The following is a 16559-nucleotide window of genomic DNA, read 5'->3' on the forward strand; positions in this document are numbered from 1 at the left end:
TATAGTCTGTCGGCATTTCTCGCTGGCCAATGCGTTCAGCCGATCCGTCGCTCGGGCAACAAGGACGAGATCGTGGCCACGGGCGGCTAGACGGCGTGCGTGCACAGTGCCGATGCCGGGTTATCAGGGCGACAGCCATGGTGACGTAGCTTTTACGTTGCAGTCGTTCGCCGGAGCGTCAGCCGCGCGAACGCATCTGCATCATCGAATAATGCTCGTAATGGCCGACCCCGGCCTTTACGATCGGATCCTCAGCGGTCAGCGCGGCGATGTCGGCGTCATCCTCGATCTCCCACAACGCGACGCCATAAGGGCCGGCGGGATCGACGACGGGGCCGTGCGCCACGATCTGACGGGTTTCGCGCAGCTTGGTTTGCCAGTCGCCATGCTGCTTAAACAGCGCCTTCTCGTCATCGGTTATGGTCTGGAGGAAATCTGCACGAGGCGGAATCCACTTGGTCAGATAGGCTTTCATAGGGGCACTCCTTGGTGATCGGAAAGGGCGAGCCGCTCAAGCACTCGGGGCGTTTCTGCCGGATCGTTTTTGTGGCGGGGATGACAGCGGCGATGGGCGTGCTCAGGATCCTGCTTAGCGGGCGCCAGCTGCGCAATCCCGCATGCTCCGATACGTTCGACATTTCATAACGGTGGCAGCACCGGTTGATCCGGATAACCTTTATGGCCAAGGCGTGCGCTTATGCGATTGGCGCCATCCTTGAGTAGATCCGCAAGCTCGCTCGCGCGGGAGTGATAACGCAGCGTCACAACGCCAAGGTTGAGCGCCGCTATCACCTTGCCCTCTCTTCCCCAAATGGGTGCGGCAAGTCCCGTCGAACCGGTGACGTGCTCTTCGTCGCTAACCGCGATGCCTTCCGCACGGATCGTCTCGAACATTCCCCGGATCGCGTCTGGGTCGGTAACCGTCTTGGGTGTCCTTGGGATGAGGTTCGCCCGCGCAAAATATCCGTCGGTGAGAGCCGGATCCCAGTGAGCCAGCAGGACCCGGCCAGTGGCCGAGCAGTACGAGTCGGAGAGGCCGTCGAGCTCGATGTCGTAGCGTACAGCCTGGCGGCTGACGCATTTGGCTATGCGCCGGCAATCGCCTCTCGCGGTTAAAACCGCCAGCATCACGGTCTCGCCCGTCTCGTCACGAAGCTGTTCCATGATCGGGTGCGCCGCCGAAAGAAGGCGGGCTTCGAGCGCGCGCGAGGCCGATTGATGGCGGCTGGCATGGACAAGCACGTATCGCTCGGTCGCGTCCTGAATGGCGTAGCCGCGTGAGACCAGGGTCTGCGCCAGGGCATGAGCGCTGCTCTTCGGGAATCCCAGAGCCGCGACGATCTCCTTGAGCTTCACGGGTTCGGAGCAGCCTGCAAGATATTCCAGCAGGTCCAATACGCGCGCCGCAGACTTGACCTCGGTGTTCATGGACATGAACCGAATCTCTCTTGGCGAACCAATTTGCCGGCGATAGGCTCTCCCTTAATCAAGAGGAAATCAACACTCTTGAAAGAGGGTAAGCCATGAATTCGAGCAACGCCGCGCCTGTGGCGATTGTCACGGGCGGAGCGCGAGGTATCGGGCGCGCTTGCGCGCTGTCTCTCGCGCGGTCTGGACTGGATGTTGTGCTTGTTGATCTGTTGCCAGATGAGCTAAAGCGCACCGCTGACGAGATAATATCCCTCGGTCGTCGTGCGTTGACTTTTCAGTCGGACGTCATTTTCAAGGAAGAGGCGAACCGTATAGTTTCGGAGGCCGTCGCGCAGTGGGGCCGCGTGGACGTCCTCGTGAACAATGCCGGCAAGGGGATGCCGAAGGGCATCTTCGAGATCACTGAAGCCGAGTTCGACCACACGATCGCTCTCAATCTGAAGAGCTGCTTCAACTATATCCAGGCTGTCGCGCCGATCATGCAGCGTCAGGGGGCTGGGCGCATCGTCTCGATGTCGTCACTGAATGCGCATTCTGGTGGTGTGACGGCCGCCGTCAGCCGGTTTGCTTATGCTGCTGCCAAGGCCGGGATCATCGGGATGACCCGCGCTCTCGCCAAAGAGCTCGGCCCGGAGATCCTTATCAATGCCGTCTGCCCCGGCATCATCGAGACCGAAGTCGGCAACACACTGACCCGGGCCCGCGGCCCCGCGATTGCCGATGCCGGTATCGCGCTGAAGCGAATGGGCAAGCCCGATGACGTGGCAGAGCTCGTCACCTTCCTAGCAACCTCGAACCCCTGCTTCATCACGGGCCAAGACATCGTGGTGGATGGGTTCCAGTTCAATCGCTGAGTGCACCCGATGAACGTCACGCTGCCCCCCGACACCAAGCCCTGGACATGGAGTGAGGAGACCTGGCGGCAGGTGGTGAACCATGTCCGGGCAGGGCGGTCGCTCAAGCCTGGCGTTTGGAAGAATGGCGCCAAGTTCGCGGTCGCCCTGTCCTTCGATTCCGATCACGAGACGAACGAGCTCCGGGAGGGCGGGCGCTCTTACTCGAAGCTGAGTCAGGGGCAATACGGCAATCGCTCCGGCATTCCGCGTATCCTTGCTACTCTTGCCCGTCACGCGGTCCCGGCCAGCTTCTTCATGCCGGCCGTCGCTGCGCTCTTGCATGACCCGGAAGCCCGTTCAGTGGCGGATGCCGGACATGAGGTGGCGATCCATAGCTGGATCCACGAGCTCAACTCGGTGCTCGACTACGATACGGAGCGCGATCTGGCGCTGCGCGCCCGCGACACCTTGACCAAGCTCACTGGCCGGGAGCCGAAGGGCATGCGGACCGCGTCATGGGATTTCAGCCCGTGGACGCTGAAGATCGTGCGCGAAATGGGGCTGCTCTACGATTCCTCATTGATGGCGGATGACGAGCCCTACGAGCTTCTCGACGAGGGGCAGCCGTCCGGGATCGTGGAGTTGCCGGTGGAGTGGATCCGGGACGACGCCGTCTATTTCGGCATGGATCGCTTCAAGGGGCTGCGCCCTCACAGCGGGCCGCCCATGGTGCTCGACCTCTTCCTGCGGGAGCTCGACGTCGCTGCGGAAGAAGGCGGGCTGTTCCAGCTGACGATGCACCCGCACATCATCGGGCACCGCTCGCGGATTTTCATTCTCGACGAAGTGATCAGGGCGGCGAAAGCAAAGGGCTCCGTCTGGTTCGCGACGCATGAGGAGATTTGCCGCTATTGCGCTGATCAAGCCGGTCTTGGCGCTCCGATCCCGCCAGCCACCAACAGCCGGAGCTGACCAATGGGCTATCGCATTGGCGTCGACATCGGCGGCACCTTCACCGATTTCAGCGTGCTCGACGAGGAGACCCTGAATCTGCGGACGCTCAAGGTTCTGTCGCGCCCGGACGCTCCAGGGGCTGAGGTCCTTCAGGGGCTGGATGAGATCGAGAAGCGCTTCGGCATCGCGCCTTCGCAGGTCAGCTACTTCACCCATGGCTCCACAGTCGGCGTGAACAGTATCATTCAGGGCAAGGGCGCGAAGCTTGGACTCATCGTTACCGAAGGCTTCCGCGACGTCCTGGAACTCGCACGCCTGAAGATCCCGGATCCTTATGACCTGTTCTCGCGCCGACCGGCTCCCTTGGTGCCGAGAGATCGCGTGGTTCCACTGCCGGAGCGCATCAATGCGGATGGCGTTGCAGAGGTCGTTCCGGATCCGGCTGCGATCGCAACCGTGTTGGGCCGACTGGAAGCAAGCGGGGCCGAGGCGATCGTGATCGCCTTGCTGCACAGCTACAAGAACCCGGCGCATGAACGGCTGGTCAAAGCCGAGATCGAACGCCTGCGACCTGGCTTGCCGGTTTTCTGCTCCGCCGACATCTGGCCAATTGTCCGGGAATACGAGCGCACCATCACGGCCTGCATCCATGGTTCGGTGCAGCCTCGGGTGTCCCATTACATCGGCCGCCTCGAGGATGCTCTGATCGAGCGGGGGGTCGTGCCCGCTCCGATGATCACCAAGTCGAACGGTGGCGTCATGACCGCCGCGGCTGGCAAGCTGCGCAGCATCGAGATGCTGCTGTCCGGCACGGCTGCCGGTGTGATCGGTGCAGGTTTCACCGCCAAGCTGGCCGGCTTCTCCCGAGTCATGAGCCTCGACATCGGCGGCACAAGCGCCGACGTCGCGCTCCTCAAGGACGGGATGCCGGACTTCCGCTCAGGCGAACTCGTTGGGGAGTATCCGATCTATCTTCCGACGGTATCGGTGTCCTCGATTGGAGCCGGGGGAGGCTCGATCGCCTCCGTCGATGCTTTGGGCGTTTTACGCGTCGGGCCCGAAAGCGCGGGATCCACTCCTGGGCCGGCCTGCTATGGGCGCGGTGGCGAGCGGGCGACGATCACCGATGCCTTCGCGACCATCGGCGTCCTTGGCGCCGGGGAGCTTGGATATGGCGCCGTCAACGTCGACCGATCCCGAGCGCTTGCGGCGCTTGAGCCGATCGCCAGAGGCCTCGACCGCTCTTCGGAACGCGCGGCCGAGGCCATCATCCAGCTCGCGGTCGCCAACATGTACCGCGAAACCAGCCGGCTGTTCTCGCAGGTCGGCGAGGAGCCGAGCGGCTATGCGCTTCTGGCGTTCGGTGGCGCTGGTCCCATGCTCGGCTGCCTCCTGGCTGATGCCATGGGTATGCAGTCGGTCATCATCCCTCAAACTCCAGGTGTGCTGGCGGCCCTTGGAGGCCTCCTTGCCGATCTGCGCTCGGACTTCGTGCGCGTGGTCTTTCTCGATGTCGGACCACGATCGTTGGACGGCTTGCGCCAGGCGATGGACGAGCTCGCAAAAGAAGCTCGCGCTTGGCTCTTCGAAGGGCAGGGCTATGCCGGCGAGGCTACGCTGTCCGTCACGGCCGACATGCGCTACCGCGGCCAGTCCTACGAGATCGAGACGCCCCTAGAGCAGTCTTGGATCGTCGAGGGCGATCATGCCGCTATTGCCGCGGCCTTTCATAAGCGTCACGCCGAAATCTACGATCACTCCGACGACGCGGCAGATGTGCAGATCGTCGCGCTCCGTGTGGTCATCGCAGGGGTCACGCCTAAGCCCGAATTCGCGCAGCAGGAGCTGAAGCTGCAGCAGGTGCAGCCCAGGAAGCGGGTTCCGGTCGTTCACCAAGGATCGACGATCGAGGCCGGTGTCTTCGAGCGAAACGACATGTCGCCGGGCTCGTCCTTCGCTGGACCGGCCGTGATTTTGCAAGACGACACGACGACCTGGGCCCCGCCCGGTTTCGAGGGCCATGTCGATGGCTTCGGCAATCTGATCCTGAAGCGGAGTGCGATCTGATGGCGGTGCTGGATCCTGTCACGCTGCAGATCCTGAAGAGCCATTTCGAGGCTGCGGCCGAGAGCATGGCATTCACCCTTCTGCGGACGGCGCATTCCGCCTTCGTCAAGGAGACGGAAGATTTTACCAGCGGATTGACGACGCCTTGCGGGCAAACCTTCGCCAGCCCGAAAGACCTCGGCGCGACCTGGTTCATCGGCCTGGACTACAAGGGCGCGATCGATGCCATCGCGGACTACAAGCCTGGTGACATCTGCATCACCAACGACCCGTATTCCGGCTACGTCTGCACCCATGCTCCCGACGTCCATCTCTGGATGCCGGTGTTCCATGAGGATCGGCTCGTCTGCTTCGCCGTGGGCCATATCCACAACACCGATATGGGCGGTGCGGTGCCGGCTTCTCTGTCCCGCGCGCTGACGGAGGTGCAGCAAGAGGGGATTCGAATTCCGCCCATGAAGCTCGTCGAAGCCGGGGTGATGAACGAGAGCGTGCTGCGCATCATGTTGCGCAACGTCCGCATGCCCGATCAGAACTGGGGCGACCTGAAGGCCCAGATCGCCTCGCTGAAGACCGGTGAACGCAAGGTCCGCGATGCGATCGCCCGCTTCGGCGTCGATACCGTCTGTGCTGCGACCTATGGCGTGCTCGATCTGGCCGAGAGGCAGGCCCGCCAGCTATTCGCCTCGATGCAGGACGGCGATTACGAGTTCAGCGATTACATCGACGAGGATAGCCCCGGCGGCGTTCCATGCCGGTTGAAGCTGTCGGTCAAGGTTCGGGGTGACGAAGCGATCTTCGACTTCACGGGCAGCGACCCGCAGCTCCAATCGGCGCTGAACATGCCGACGGGCGGTCTGCCGCGCCATATCCTGCCGCTCGTGGGCTACAACTACGTCGTCTATTCGCTCGATCGAACGGTTGCGCTCAACATGGGGCTTCTGCGCCCGGTTCAGTGCATCCTGCCGGTGGGCTCGGTCGTCAATCCGGTCTACCCGGCGGCCACAGGCATGCGCAGCCTGACCTGCGCACGCATTCAAGGCATGGTCATCGGAGCTTTCTCGCGCGCGATGCCCGATCGCCTGCCCGCCGGCCCGGCGGGCGGCGGCGGTATTCTGAACGTGCGCACTACCGACAGTCGTACGGGTCGGCTGGCCATGGCCTCGATCAACCCGATCACAGGTGGGGGAGGCGGAAGTTCGTTCGAGGATGGGCAGGATGGTTCGAATTCCTTCCTGAAGAACACGCCCGTCGAGATCACCGAGGCGGAGGTGCCGATACGCGTCAGGAGCTATGAGCTTGTGCCCGATTCCGGCGGTCCGGGTCGCTACCGTGGCGGCCTCGCGGCTCAGATGACGTTCCAGATGTTCACGCCGAACTCGGTCGTGACCGCCCGAAACCGGGACCGTGTTCGCTTTTCCTGCTGGGGCCTCGAGGGCGGACTGCCAGGCTCGACCTGCGGCTTCCTTCGCGTCAATGGCAACACGAACCCGGAAGACCTGGGGAACACCGACGTGGTTCGCTGCGGCCCCGGAGACGTTCTGACGATTTCGGCGGCAGGCGCAGGTGGCTGGGGTGACCCTTTCGAGCGTCCCGAGCATGAGGTCTTGCAGGACGTTCTCGGGGGCAAGGTCACCGAAAGCGGCGCCAGAGCCTATGGCGTCGTGATCAAGGATGGTGTCATCGATGAGGCTGCCACCAAGGCTCTGCGATCGGCGCCGCGGGAAAGCATAGAAGGCATGACCTTCGATCCCGAGAGGCTGAGCTTCGAGCGCATTTGGTCGGACGCCGTTTGGGACCGCCTTTCGCAGCACTTGTTTGCCCTTCCTGTGGAGTGGCGCTTCTTCGTCAAGCATGAGCTCTTCGCGGCGGTGAATGCCGATGCCGCCGCCAAGGAGGATCCGCTTGCGGCGTTGGAGCGGGCCTATGCCCGTGTTCTGGAACAGTATCCGCAGATCGTGCCTCGTCAGCTGGAGGACGCGGCATGAATATCGAGTTCATCGACCAGACCGTGCTGGTGGCCGGAGCGGCCCGCGGCATCGGCCGTGGCATCGTCGAGGAATTTGCGGCGAGGGGCGCGAATGTTTTCGCGGCAGATCGGCTCAAGGAGGAGATGGCCGGCCTGCCGGCGCATGCGACGCAGCTCGATCTGCTCGACAAGGCGGCGGTCAACCGATGGGTCGCTGAGGCCGAAGGGATCAGCGGGCGCGCACCCGACGTCCTTGTCTACGTCGCCGGCGGAGTGCTCGGGCAGAGCGCGAAGGCGCTTGAGGATGTCGAGGAGGCCGATTGGCGCGCTGTGCTCGACGTCAATTTGACGGGCGCCTTCCTGTCCTCCCAGGCGGTTTGCACCGGCATGAAGGCGCGCGGCAAGGGGCGGATCGTTCTGATCGCTAGCGGTGCCGGGCTGCGCACCTCGCTGACAGGGATTCAGGCTTATGCCTCCGCCAAGGCCGGCGAGATCGGGCTGGCGCGCCAGCTCGGGCAGGAGCTCGGGCCGTTCGGGGTCACGGTCAACGCGGTTGCCCCAGGGTTCCAGCGCACGAGCCCGGACTATGAGCGGCAGTGGCAGTCATATTCGGCCGAGCGGCAGGAAAACATGATTGCCAACACGGCGCGGCGTCGGCCGGGGACGCCGCAGGACATCGCCTACACGGTCATGTTCCTCGCCTCCGACTATGCGGATTTCATCACAGGCCAGGTCGTCTCGGTGACCGGCAGCCCTTGAAACACGACATCAATGGAGGGACGGCATGACGACGACACGGAGAGACGCGCTTAAAGCGGTTGCAGGATCGGTCGCCCTCGCATCGCTCTCGATCGAGGGAGCTCTGGCACAGGCCGGGGGCAAGTTCGTCTACGCGAACAACAGCCCGTACGATAACCTCGATCCGCATACCATTTTCGATACCGCCCGGGCCGCTTCGCGCTTCAATCTCTACGACGGGCTCTACCGCTGGGTCGACAATCCTCCCAAGATGATCCCATGGTTGGCGGAGAGCCATACCGTCTCGGATGACGGCAAGGTCTACACGTTCAAGCTGCGGCAGAACGCCAAGTTTCACGATGGCAAACCGCTGACGTCTGCCGACGTCGTCTATTCGATCGAGCGCATCCTCGCCCTCAAGAAGGGCCCCGCCAGCCTGTACCTCGACAGCATCAAGCCGGGATCGACACAAGCGCCCGATCCTCACACGGTCGTCTTCAACCTGAACGGCCCATCCGCGATTTTCCTGACCACCGTGCCCGACATCCTCGTGGTCAACAGCGCGCTGGTGAAGGCCAATGAGAAGGACGGGGACTGGGGCGAGGCCTGGCTCACGCGCAACGAGGCGGGCTCCGGATCCTACGCTCTTCGTCGGCATGACCCGGCCGTGGGCTTCACCGCACGCCGCTTCGCCGAACATTTTGCGGGATGGACCGGCCAGCCCTTCGACGACCTTGAATTCCGCACCGTCCTTGAGACGAACACCCGCGTGCTCGGCTTGATCCGCGGCGATTTCCAGGGCGCCGATGGCTACCTTCCCTACGATCAGATCCAGCGACTCCGGCAGTCGAGCAACGTTCAGATCATCGAGCAGGAATCGATGCGGGTGTTCATCCTGGCGTTGAACTGCACCAAGCCGCCGATGAACAATCCGAACTTCCGCCGCGCGCTGGCCTACGCATTCGACTACGATGGCTTCATCAAGAGCATCATGAAGGATTCGGTCTCGCGTAATCCGGGGCCCAATCCCAACAACATCTGGGGCACGCCGGCCGGCCTCAAGGGTTACAGCTACAATCTCGAAAAGGCCCGCGAGGAGCTGAAGAAGGTGACGGAGCCGCTGCGCCCGATCACGATCAACGCCCTTGCCGGCTTCAGCGAATCCGAGCAGGCGGCGACGCTGTTCCAGAGCACCCTGCGCCAGATTGGCATCGAGGTCGTGGTCGAGGTTTCGCCCTGGTCCGTCGTGTCCAGCCGGATGCGCAAGGCCGACACCCAGGCCGATATCGTGCCGCTATGGAAGAGCACTTACTATGTCGACCCCAATAACTGGGTCGGGGAGCTGTATGGCACGCGCTATCACGGCACGCGCACCTTCTCGTACTACAGCAATCCCGAATTCGATAAGCGGCTCGACCGTGCGCTTGTCTCCAGTGACCAGGACGAACGGCGCAAGCTCTACGAAGAAATGACCCAGATGGTGAACGACGATGCCGCCGGCATCTTCGTTTACAACACGCGTTGGTACGGACCCTATTCGAGCAAGGTCGAGGGCATCCGCTTCTCCCCGGTCAGCAACGGCCAGGACATTCGCTGGGCATCTCTCAAGCGCTGAGCGGTCCTGACTTCTTCCAACCGGAGGCGTTGCCATGAACTGGCTGTCAATGGTGGCGAACCGATTGCTCTGGTTCGTGCCAACCCTCGTGGGGCTGCTCGCGATCGTATTCGTGCTGTCGCGGGTGATCCCCGTCGACCCAGCGGTCTTGGCCGCGGGGGAGAACGCTTCCGCTGCGCAGGTCCAGCAGGTGCGGGAGCGCTTCGGGTTTGACAAGCCATTGCCGGTTCAGTTCGCGAACTACCTGCGCGACATCGCGCAGGGCAATCTCGGAACCAGTCTCTTTACCCAGCAGCCCATCGTCGACGATCTGGCATCGCGTCTTCCCGCGACGCTGGAACTGACGATCTTTGCCGTTCTGATCGCAGGCCTCATCGGCATCCCCTTGGGCGTGCTTTGCGGCCTGCACCGGAATTCATGGATCGACCACGTGCTTCGGGTCGTGACGGTTTCCGGCCTGGCGGTGGCATCCTTCTGGTTGGCGATGCAGTTCCAGTTCCTCTTCTCGATGAAACTCGGATGGCTGCCGCTTTCGGGACGCATCGAGGGATTTCCGCCTGAGCCGGTGACGGGGCTCATGCTGGTGGACGCAATGATCGAAGGCGATCGCGAGATGATCGGCTCCGCATTCAGGCACATTGTCTTGCCGACACTGACCCTGTCTTTGCCGGCGGCGGCCACGGTCGTCCGCTTTACCCGAAACGGCGTTATCGGCGTGATCAACTCGCCGTCCGTCGCCTACCAGACGGCGATGGGACTGCCACGCCGCCTGATCGTCTGGAAATACGTGCTTCGCATGGCGTTGACCGCAACCGTCACGCAGCTCGGACTGATTTTTGGCATCCTCTTGGCCGGCGCGGTCGTCGTCGAGACGGTCTTTGATTGGCCCGGCCTGGGTGCCTACGCCGTGCGCTCGATCCTGCAGTCCGACTACAACGCCGTGATGGGCTTTACGCTCTGCACGGGCGCACTCTTCGTCCTGATCAATCTGCTGGTGGACATGCTGCAGGCTGCGATCGACCCGCGAGGTGCGGCCTGATGGATCTCCTGAAACGCTTCGCCAAAGATAAAGCGGCATTCATTGGGTTGAGCTTGCTGGGCCTGCTTGTGCTGGCTGCAATGTTTGCGCCGCTGCTGGCTCCATTTCCGAACGATGTCTTCGATTTCCACATCGCGAACCGGCTTCAACCGCCTTCGGCTACCGCGCTTTTCGGCACCGACCGGATGGGCAGCGATATCTTCAGCCGGATACTGTTCGGCGCGCGGATCACGCTGATGCTGGCGGGGATTGCCGTCGGCTCGGCGCTCGTCATCGGCGTACCGATCGGTCTTATCGCCGGCTACTACCAGAATTGGGTCAGCGACGCGCTGATGCGGATTGCCGAGATCTTCCTGGCGGTGCCTCAGATCGTTCTGGCCATCGCGATCGCGCAGACGCTCGGACCATCGATCGAGAACGTCATTCTGGCGCTATCTTTGACCTATTGGCCCTTCTGGGCGCGGCTGGTCTATGCCGAGACGCGATCCATGCGCAACGAGGTCTTCGTGGAGTCCGCCGTCGCGCTCGGTGCATCGCCTTGGCGCGTCATCGTCTTGCACATCCTGCCGAACATCGCTTCGCCCATCATCGTTCGGACGTCGATTGGCATGGGCGCGACGATTCTGACCGCGGCAACGCTGGGCTTCCTGGGGCTTGGCGCTCCGCCTCCAACTCCTGAATGGGGGCGGATGATTGCGGAAAGCCGCGAATTCCTTCCCGAAGCGTGGTGGTACGCACTCGCTCCGGGCATCGCTATCTTCCTGACGGTGCTGGGCTTCAATCTCTTTGGCGACGGCCTGCGCGACATCCTCGATCCGCGTACGCGGCGCAGCGTCTGATCATGAGCAATCTCCTCGATATTCAGGCCCTGTCTCTGGGCTTCCGAACGGAAAAAGGGCTCGCCAAGGTCCTCGATCGGATCGATCTCAGCGTGAAGCCTGGTGAAATCGTCGGACTGGTCGGCGAGTCCGGCTGTGGCAAGTCAACGCTGGCCCGTGCGATCCTGGGGACGCTTCCCGAAGGCCAAACAGAGATCAACAGCGGGTACATCCGGCTGGACGGTGTCGATATGCTCTCGGGCGGCAAGGCGGCCGAGCATCTACGCGGCCGGGTTGTTACCTTCGTCCCGCAAGACCCCTTTGCGAGCTTCAACCCTCTGTTTCGGATCGGCACCCAGATCCACGACCTGATGCGCTTCAAAGCTCCCAGGGACGGAAAAGGGAGTTTTGGCCGTTCGCGCAAGGCAGACGAGGCAAGCGCCATTGCCATGCTCGATGCGGTTCAGTTGCCGCAGCCGAAGGCCATTCTGGATAAGTATCCCCACCAGCTATCGGGCGGCCAGCGCCAGCGGGTGATGATCGCCATGGCGCTTCTTCCTCAACCTCGAATGATCATCGCCGACGAGCCTACGACCGCTCTGGACGTGACGGTCCAGGCGCAGATCCTGGGGTTGCTGCGGCGGCTGGCGGTCGAACGCGGGGTGTCCGTCTTGTTCACGACCCATGATCTTGGCGCGGCCTGGGAAATCTGCGACCGCGTGGTGGTCATGTATGCCGGGCAGACCGCGGAAATTGCGCCGCGCGAGCAATTCTTCGGCCACCCTCGCCACCCTTATACGCGGATGCTGCTCGATAGCCTGCCCGCGCCTGGGCGCGACCCTGTCGGAATTCCCGGTGGGGTTCCCAGCCCGCTCAAGGCCCCCAACGGTTGCCGCTTCAATCCCCGCTGCCCCCGCGCGACGGACGTTTGCCACGAAACAAGGCCGGCGCTGATTGCAGAGCCCAATGGCCACGCCGTTGCGTGTCATCATCCCTGGTCGGCCGAGGCGGAGGCTGCGCATGTCTGAGACCAGTAATCCTCCCATTCTCGAAGTCGACAATCTGGCCCGGCACTTCCCGGTCCGAGGGTTCCTGAACCGGAAGGTTGGCAGCCTGCGCGCGCTGGACGATGTCTCCTTCGCGGTCGAGCCCGGCGAAATTCTGGGGATTGTCGGTGAATCCGGCTGCGGCAAGTCCACGCTTGGCAAGACGCTCATGGGCATCCACGAGCCGAGCGAGGGGGAAGTCCGGATGCTGGGCGAAAGGATTGCCTCGCCGGGCCAGAAGCGTGCTCCCAAAATCCGTGCGCGCCTTCAATATGTCTATCAGGATCCGGGCGCTTCCCTCGACCCACGCTGGACGCTGCGCCGCTCGCTCCACGAGCCACTGATCATTCACACCGATTGGTCGAGAGAAAAGCGGGAGGAGAAGGTCAGGGAGATCGTCAAGGCGGTCGGACTGCCCGTCGAGCATCTCGATCTCTATCCGCATGAAATCAGCGGCGGCCAACAGCGACGGGTCGGTCTGGCTCGAATTCTCGTTCTCGGGCCGGAACTGGTCATCTTCGACGAACCCACCTCGGGACTGGACGTTTCGGTGCAGGCGACCGTGCTGCGGCTGTTCCGAGACCTCAAATCGGAATTCGATCTGACCTATCTCTTCATCAGCCACGATCTCGCTGTCGTGCAGTCGATCTGCGACCGCGTCATCGTCATGTACCTTGGCAGGATCGTGGAGATCGGGAAGACCGCTGACGTCTTTGCCGCTCCCCGCCATCCCTATACACAAGCTCTCCTCTCGGCTGCGCCACGCATCGGCGGGCCTCGCGTGACCGAGAATTTCTCCCTGCAAGGCGAGCCACCCGATCCATCCAATGTTCCGAGCGGATGTCGGTTCAGGACGCGTTGTCAGCACGCGATCTCAGACTGCGCGGAGATCGACCCGCATCTTGACGATCAGGACGGCCATGGCGTCGCTTGCCTGCGGTGGCGTGAGTTGAGCGCGTGAAACCAGGTCTCCCAAGGGCAGAAGCCGCTCCTTCATGGCAGCTTGCCCTCGCGACCATGGTCGCAGTCCAGATGGCAACGGCCTTTCTCAGTCGGATTCCTCCGACGATCGCTCCAATATTGGCCACTGAGCGGGGGTGGTCGGATTCGGTCGTGGGTTACCTCGCTAGTCTCAACACGTTCGGCTCGATCCTTTTCCTGGCGTTGGGCTCGCCTTACATGCGAGCTCTCGGTTCGGTGCGAGCCCTCCAAGCCGGGCTTCTGATCGGAATCCTGGGGCTGGCGCTTTTTCTGCCGAGCTGGACGACGACAGCCTGTGTAGCCGCGCTTCTGATCGGCGTGGGCTACGGACCATCCTCGCCCGCAGGCAATGACGTTCTGCATCGCACTGCGCCTCATGGCCGCCGCAGCCTGATCTTCTCGATCAAGCAGGCTGGGGTGCCGCTCGGAGGAGTGGTGGCAGGGCTTGCGTTGCCGCCGCTCGCCGCAGCCTACGGCTGGCGCATCGCGCTCCTGGCTTCGGCAGTGTTCGTGCTCGCCATCATCGCAAGCGTCCAGCCGATGCGGGACGGGCTTGATCGCGATCGAGAGCATGGCCTGAAGTTCGGACTCGGCGTTATTCTCTCGATCGCCAACCTGGTCACGCCGATCAGGACCCTGACGACGTCTTCGAGTTTGTTCCGATTGGCTGCAGCCGGTGCCTGCCTGGCGGTAGGGCAGGGGATCTGGTTCGCTTATCTGATGACGTATGCGGTTTCGCAACTTGGCTACAGCCTCGAGACAGCCGGAGCGCTCTACGCCTTGATGCAGGCGACCAGTGTTGCTGGACGCGTTCTGCTTGGGTGGCTCGCGGACAGGCTTGGAACCCCGCGACTGCTGTTGCGCGTGATCGGGTTGGCGTCAGGCGCAACCTCGCTGACATTGGCGCTTGCGACGCCACAGTGGTCTTTCCAGACCTACTGCGTCCTCGCGGCAATCGCCGGCGTGACGGTGTCGAGCTGGAATGGCGTTCAGCTATCTGAAATTGCGCGGGCTTGCCCGCCAAGCCTCGTTCGGGAAGCGTCAGCCGCCGCTACTCTGGTCATCTTCCTCGGCTATGTGGTCGCGCCATCCGCGTTCGCGATGGCCTTGTCGCTGACCGGCCGATTCGATCTCGGCTTCCTTGCCTGCGCGCTTTCAGGCGTCGGGTGCGCGCTCATCGTCCCCGCGACCATGACGGAAGATAGGTCTCAGCGAAGCTGAATGGCTTGAAGAGCCGATTTTCGACATAACCGGTGTGGCGAGGAGCGGCGCCTGGGTTTCACCACGGTTCGAACGGCGGATGCTGTGGCCGAGTCCAAGCTCAGGACACGGCCAAGTATGGACCGAAGCGATCGATGAGGGCGGCCGGTTCGACTGGGTCGGCGTTTAAGGCCACAAAAGGGCTGTGCCGCACACTCCCCTCTCCAGCCGCCAGAATTTCCGTGTCGCACACTGTGGGGAAAGGCGAAGTTAGCCGCACCGACCTTCCAAGCGCTTCATAACCCATTGAAATAGTTTGGTACGACTGTGGTCGTGTTTATGTTGAAAGTGCCGCAGTTGAGGCAAGCTGCTTCCGCAACTGGGGCGCGTGCCGTCGGCAGGCGACTGCGTTGGCTGAGCCTCTGTTCGCTTCTGGGAGAAGCGGCTTCCGAAATTGGCCCGTTGCGAACGCTCGGAGTGTCTGCTTTTGGGCCGTTTGGATTGCCGCGAGACGGTCGGGAAGGAAACCCCGCTCCCCCCTGCGGAAATATTCATTTCCGGCCCCGCGTCTTCAAGGATCGCTGAGTTTCCTCTTCTGGGGATAAGACTATGCCAGTTCGGCAGTCCGGAGAGAGTTGATTTTCTGTAGGGTAGGCCGCGAGTAGACTTGGTGGTCGACGGCAGGAGGTCCTTTACAGCATGGAGTATCCGGCTCCCGCGGCCCATGCCGTCTATGAAGTCAATCCATCAGAGGCGTGTGGCGAAGGGACGATGCCGAGTTGGCCCTACCACGTGGCCCGGTGGCTGTTTCGCGAGCCGATCGACATTGCGATCACCGCTGCGCTCGCCGAAATCGGCGAACTCGCCGCCGCGGATCGGGCCTGGATGTTCGAGTATGACGCCGAATTGCTCCGTTTCCGGAACACGCATGAGTGGAGCAGGCAAGGCATCCGCTCGTTCGTCGAGGATCTGCAGAACACGCCCGTGACGATGATCGCCTGGCTCCACCAGTTTCTGGTGAAGGGCCAGGCGGTGATGATCAACCGCGTCGCCGACCTGCCACGCCCGGCCCGCGCGCTCCAGGTCGAGATGCTCAGGCAAAACGACAAGAGCGTCCTCAGCGTACCGGTTTTTTACGAGGGACGACTGCGCGCCTGCATTGGATTCGATGCGACCACGGCGATCCGACGCTGGCCGCCCGCCGATATCAAGGCGCTCTTCCAATGCGCCGAGCTGATCGCGCTGGCGCGCTATGGTTCCTTCCAGGACGGACGGGCCGTTGCCGGCGCCTCGAGACCGTTCGTCCCGCTGATCTATCTGCGCCGACCCGGGCAGGTCATCGGGGTCGAGCCGCAAACCATCCTCGGCGTCCGGTCTGCGCGTGATTATGTGAAGGTCTGGCTGCACGATGGTTCGGCCGTGCTGGATCTACGCCCTCTCGCGCTCTGGACCGGAATGCTGCCGTCTGCCTCGTTCCTGCGCATTCACCGCACGGCGATCGTCAACCTGCAGCATGTCAACGGCCTCGACCGACGCGCCGGCGATCGCTGGACCGTTGGCCTCAACCGCGTGGCCGAGGGCTGGCCGGTCTCACGACAATATCGGCAGGAGCTGCGAAAGCGCCTCGGCGTTTGAGAACCGCGGTCGATTCGCGGGGTCTCGATCTTCGGCCGTTTAACCGATTCCTCACGATGAGTTCGGCTCGGAGCGCCGTTCGTCGAACCCGCATGTCTGTTCGTCGAACAGTGCTTGCCGCCCGGCGGGCGGGCGATCTCAATGCGGACATCGTTCGATGGACCCGCCCCGCCTATGCCTTTTCGCCGCCCCCCGCGCCTCGACGAACTGAAACCGAGATCCTTGCCGGC

14 protein-coding genes and 1 pseudogene are annotated in these 16559 nt (G+C 62.8%); 12 read left to right on the forward strand and 3 right to left on the reverse strand.

The genetic code is table 11. The features are described from left to right. Positions 1 to 18 precede the first annotated feature (18 nt). From AB6806_RS01480 to AB6806_RS01490, 3 genes and pseudogenes are all read right to left on the reverse strand, one after another. Positions 19 to 114, reverse strand: a pseudogene (locus tag AB6806_RS01480) (SDR family NAD(P)-dependent oxidoreductase); the annotation flags it as partial. Between the two features lie 64 nt (positions 115 to 178). Continuing rightward, on the reverse strand, positions 179 to 475 hold the full coding sequence (locus AB6806_RS01485) for a YciI family protein (RefSeq protein WP_038361656.1): 297 nt from the start codon (positions 473 to 475) through the stop codon (positions 179 to 181). 164 nt (positions 476 to 639) lie between these two features. Further along, positions 640 to 1434, reverse strand: a complete 795-nt coding sequence (locus AB6806_RS01490; RefSeq protein ID WP_370953971.1) for an IclR family transcriptional regulator — start codon at positions 1432 to 1434, stop codon at positions 640 to 642. A gap of 89 nt (positions 1435 to 1523) precedes the next feature. On the opposite strand from AB6806_RS01490, the gene AB6806_RS01495 reads away from it, so the two are divergent. From AB6806_RS01495 to AB6806_RS01550, 12 genes are all read left to right on the forward strand, one after another. Beyond that, a complete protein-coding gene (locus AB6806_RS01495; protein WP_142020356.1) occupies positions 1524 to 2285 on the forward strand; it encodes an SDR family NAD(P)-dependent oxidoreductase in 762 nt (253 codons plus the stop codon). A gap of 9 nt (positions 2286 to 2294) precedes the next feature. Next, a complete protein-coding gene (locus AB6806_RS01500; RefSeq protein WP_370953973.1) occupies positions 2295 to 3239 on the forward strand; it encodes a polysaccharide deacetylase family protein in 945 nt (314 codons plus the stop codon). A gap of 3 nt (positions 3240 to 3242) precedes the next feature. After that, positions 3243 to 5288 carry a hydantoinase/oxoprolinase family protein gene (locus AB6806_RS01505; RefSeq protein WP_370953975.1) on the forward strand — a complete coding sequence of 682 codons (2046 nt, stop codon included), beginning with the start codon at positions 3243 to 3245 and terminating at the stop codon, positions 5286 to 5288. Then, positions 5288 to 7276: a hydantoinase B/oxoprolinase family protein gene (locus AB6806_RS01510; RefSeq protein WP_370953977.1), complete on the forward strand. Its 1989-nt coding sequence runs from the start codon at positions 5288 to 5290 to the stop codon at positions 7274 to 7276. The genes AB6806_RS01505 and AB6806_RS01510 overlap by 1 nt, the downstream gene beginning before the upstream one ends. Continuing rightward, entirely contained in the window at positions 7273 to 8016 is a 744-nt protein-coding gene (locus AB6806_RS01515) for an SDR family NAD(P)-dependent oxidoreductase (RefSeq protein ID WP_112763510.1), read from the forward strand. Before AB6806_RS01510 ends, AB6806_RS01515 begins: the two co-directional genes overlap by 4 nt. A 25-nt stretch (positions 8017 to 8041) precedes the next feature. Continuing rightward, positions 8042 to 9610, forward strand: a complete 1569-nt coding sequence (locus tag AB6806_RS01520) for an ABC transporter substrate-binding protein (protein WP_133561828.1) — start codon at positions 8042 to 8044, stop codon at positions 9608 to 9610. Positions 9611 to 9644: 34 nt separating this feature from the next. Then, positions 9645 to 10649 carry an ABC transporter permease gene (locus tag AB6806_RS01525; RefSeq protein WP_370953980.1) on the forward strand — a complete coding sequence of 335 codons (1005 nt, stop codon included), beginning with the start codon at positions 9645 to 9647 and terminating at the stop codon, positions 10647 to 10649. Then, positions 10649 to 11488 carry an ABC transporter permease gene (locus AB6806_RS01530; RefSeq protein WP_113252216.1) on the forward strand — a complete coding sequence of 280 codons (840 nt, stop codon included), beginning with the start codon at positions 10649 to 10651 and terminating at the stop codon, positions 11486 to 11488. The genes AB6806_RS01525 and AB6806_RS01530 overlap by 1 nt, the downstream gene beginning before the upstream one ends. A gap of 2 nt (positions 11489 to 11490) precedes the next feature. Continuing rightward, positions 11491 to 12495, forward strand: a complete 1005-nt coding sequence (locus AB6806_RS01535; RefSeq protein ID WP_210245554.1) for an ABC transporter ATP-binding protein — start codon at positions 11491 to 11493, stop codon at positions 12493 to 12495. After that, the gene (locus tag AB6806_RS01540) at positions 12488 to 13474 is read left to right on the forward strand and encodes an ABC transporter ATP-binding protein (RefSeq protein WP_112763512.1); all 987 of its coding nucleotides are present in this window, start codon (positions 12488 to 12490) and stop codon (positions 13472 to 13474) included. Before AB6806_RS01535 ends, AB6806_RS01540 begins: the two co-directional genes overlap by 8 nt. 71 nt (positions 13475 to 13545) lie before the next feature. After that, the gene (locus AB6806_RS01545) at positions 13546 to 14715 is read left to right on the forward strand and encodes an MFS transporter (RefSeq protein ID WP_185747791.1); all 1170 of its coding nucleotides are present in this window, start codon (positions 13546 to 13548) and stop codon (positions 14713 to 14715) included. 750 nt (positions 14716 to 15465) lie between these two features. Next, positions 15466 to 16329, forward strand: a complete 864-nt coding sequence (locus tag AB6806_RS01550; protein WP_142020360.1) for a LytTR family transcriptional regulator DNA-binding domain-containing protein — start codon at positions 15466 to 15468, stop codon at positions 16327 to 16329. The last annotated feature ends 230 nt before the right edge of the window (positions 16330 to 16559 follow it).

The organism is Allobosea sp. RCC_152_1 (genome assembly GCF_041360765.1).
Lineage (GTDB): Bacteria > Pseudomonadota > Alphaproteobacteria > Rhizobiales > Beijerinckiaceae > Allobosea > Allobosea spartocytisi.

Bases quoted from the DNA above. Each gene is read 5' to 3' on its own strand.
- AB6806_RS01485 (WP_038361656.1), bottom strand. From the start codon at position 475: ATGAAAGCCTATCTGACCAAGTGGATTCCGCCTCGTGCAGATTTCCTC.
- AB6806_RS01490 (WP_370953971.1), bottom strand. From the start codon at position 1,434: ATGTCCATGAACACCGAGGTCAAGTCTGCGGCGCGCGTATTGGACCTG.
- AB6806_RS01495 (WP_142020356.1), top strand. From the start codon at position 1,524: ATGAATTCGAGCAACGCCGCGCCTGTGGCGATTGTCACGGGCGGAGCG.
- AB6806_RS01500 (WP_370953973.1), top strand. From the start codon at position 2,295: ATGAACGTCACGCTGCCCCCCGACACCAAGCCCTGGACATGGAGTGAG.
- AB6806_RS01505 (WP_370953975.1), top strand. From the start codon at position 3,243: ATGGGCTATCGCATTGGCGTCGACATCGGCGGCACCTTCACCGATTTC.
- AB6806_RS01510 (WP_370953977.1), top strand. From the start codon at position 5,288: ATGGCGGTGCTGGATCCTGTCACGCTGCAGATCCTGAAGAGCCATTTC.
- AB6806_RS01515 (WP_112763510.1), top strand. From the start codon at position 7,273: ATGAATATCGAGTTCATCGACCAGACCGTGCTGGTGGCCGGAGCGGCC.
- AB6806_RS01520 (WP_133561828.1), top strand. From the start codon at position 8,042: ATGACGACGACACGGAGAGACGCGCTTAAAGCGGTTGCAGGATCGGTC.
- AB6806_RS01525 (WP_370953980.1), top strand. From the start codon at position 9,645: ATGAACTGGCTGTCAATGGTGGCGAACCGATTGCTCTGGTTCGTGCCA.
- AB6806_RS01530 (WP_113252216.1), top strand. From the start codon at position 10,649: ATGGATCTCCTGAAACGCTTCGCCAAAGATAAAGCGGCATTCATTGGG.
- AB6806_RS01535 (WP_210245554.1), top strand. From the start codon at position 11,491: ATGAGCAATCTCCTCGATATTCAGGCCCTGTCTCTGGGCTTCCGAACG.
- AB6806_RS01540 (WP_112763512.1), top strand. From the start codon at position 12,488: ATGTCTGAGACCAGTAATCCTCCCATTCTCGAAGTCGACAATCTGGCC.
- AB6806_RS01545 (WP_185747791.1), top strand. From the start codon at position 13,546: ATGGCAACGGCCTTTCTCAGTCGGATTCCTCCGACGATCGCTCCAATA.
- AB6806_RS01550 (WP_142020360.1), top strand. From the start codon at position 15,466: ATGCCGAGTTGGCCCTACCACGTGGCCCGGTGGCTGTTTCGCGAGCCG.